Annotated in this window: 2 protein-coding genes; both read right to left on the reverse strand. The window is 66.9% G+C overall.

The window, feature by feature from the left end; translation table 11 throughout:
* Positions 1 to 35 precede the first annotated feature (35 nt).
* A complete protein-coding gene (locus ACFWF3_RS36340; protein ID WP_378996508.1) occupies positions 36 to 419 on the reverse strand; it encodes a YrdB family protein in 384 nt (127 codons plus the stop codon).
* 45 nt (positions 420 to 464) lie between these two features.
* Positions 465 to 920, reverse strand: coding sequence for an RDD family protein (locus ACFWF3_RS36345; protein ID WP_379318723.1), 456 nt, complete (start codon positions 918 to 920; stop codon positions 465 to 467).
* Between the last annotated feature and the right edge of the window lie 339 nt (positions 921 to 1,259).

A 1,259-nucleotide genomic window follows, 5' to 3' on the forward strand; every position in this document is an offset into this window, starting at 1 on the left:
CCCGTCACCTTGTCAGGTGACGGGCTCGCGCCGTTTCAGGCGTTGGGTGAGCGGCCGGTCAGCAGCCACAGAACCCGGTCGTATGCCAACAGGTGGTAACCGACGAGAACAGCCGCCGAGATCAAGGCGAGCCGCGGCAGCGAAGCGGCCCACAGTGCCGCGGCGCCACCGAAGAGCACCGCGAACTCGACGAGCAGCCGGACCGGGCCGGAGACGGGCACCGGTGAACCGCCGCCGCGTCCCGGATCGTCGGGCAGGGTGAACACGCCCCACAGCGTCGCAGCCGCGATCGGCAGGACCACCACGAGCAGGTACCGCCACGGCGAGTCGAAGGCGCGCCATCCGTAGACGCCGAACGAGGCGATGGCGATCAATTCGAGCAGAAAACGTACGGCCAACATGGCCGGATTCAGTGACACGGCTTGATCGTATGGCCGCGCGCGAGTACGAGCGGGCCCAACGGCTCAGCGAGCGTTGACCAGTGCCGTCCCGGTCGCCCGGTCGTGCATGCCGCGGCCGTCGGCATCGGTGAACAGCGCGGGCACCACGAACACCAGCAGCACCTGCCTGGCCAGCGCGCGCACGAAACCCACCGCCACCGGAGCGTCGATGCGCAGCACCCGCAGCTTCGTGAAGTACTGCCCCGGGGTGAACCCGAACAGCGTCACCGCGGCCACGCCGACCACGAACCACACCAGCAGCGGCATCGACGACGATGCGAAGCTGCGGGTGATCACCGCGGCGATCCCGACCGCGATGAACCAGTCGATGAACAGCGCGACGACGCGTCGCCACGTCGGGGCGAGCGAGCCCGCTCCCTCGCGCGGCAGCCCGTACAGCTCACCGGGGTAGCCGGAGATGTCCGAGTCGCCGGGTTCGCCCGGGGATCCGGATAGCCATGTGCCGGTAATACGCGCCATGGGACCCAGGATAGTGGCGCGCGATCGGTCGCCCACGACCGCATTAATGGAGGTCACGTCAGCGCGGGATCACGCGGATGGCAGGATTAGCGTGAAGATCGCACCCGGATGGCTGACATCACCCAGGCATCCGGCTCGCGTAACACTGGCGAAACATAGCCTTGACTGTTGGGAAACACCGCGTCCTTAGCGTCAGGTCGCGACGAACCCCTTCGTAGCGACTGCGCGCAGGTCGTTCGAAAGGGCCAGCATCGCGACTGGCTGGGAACCGATTCGTAAGGAGAGCAAGTGACGTTCAGCACGGCCGAAGAGGTCATCCAGTACATCAAGGAAGAGGAC

It is taken from the genome of Nocardia sp. NPDC060220, from assembly GCF_042727815.1.
Taxonomy (GTDB): Bacteria; Actinomycetota; Actinomycetes; order Mycobacteriales; family Mycobacteriaceae; genus Nocardia.

What these genes read in the sequence shown, in the direction of transcription:
- ACFWF3_RS36345 (WP_379318723.1), bottom strand. Translation starts at nt 920, where the DNA reads ATGGCGCGTATTACCGGCACATGGCTATCCGGATCCCCGGGCGAACCC.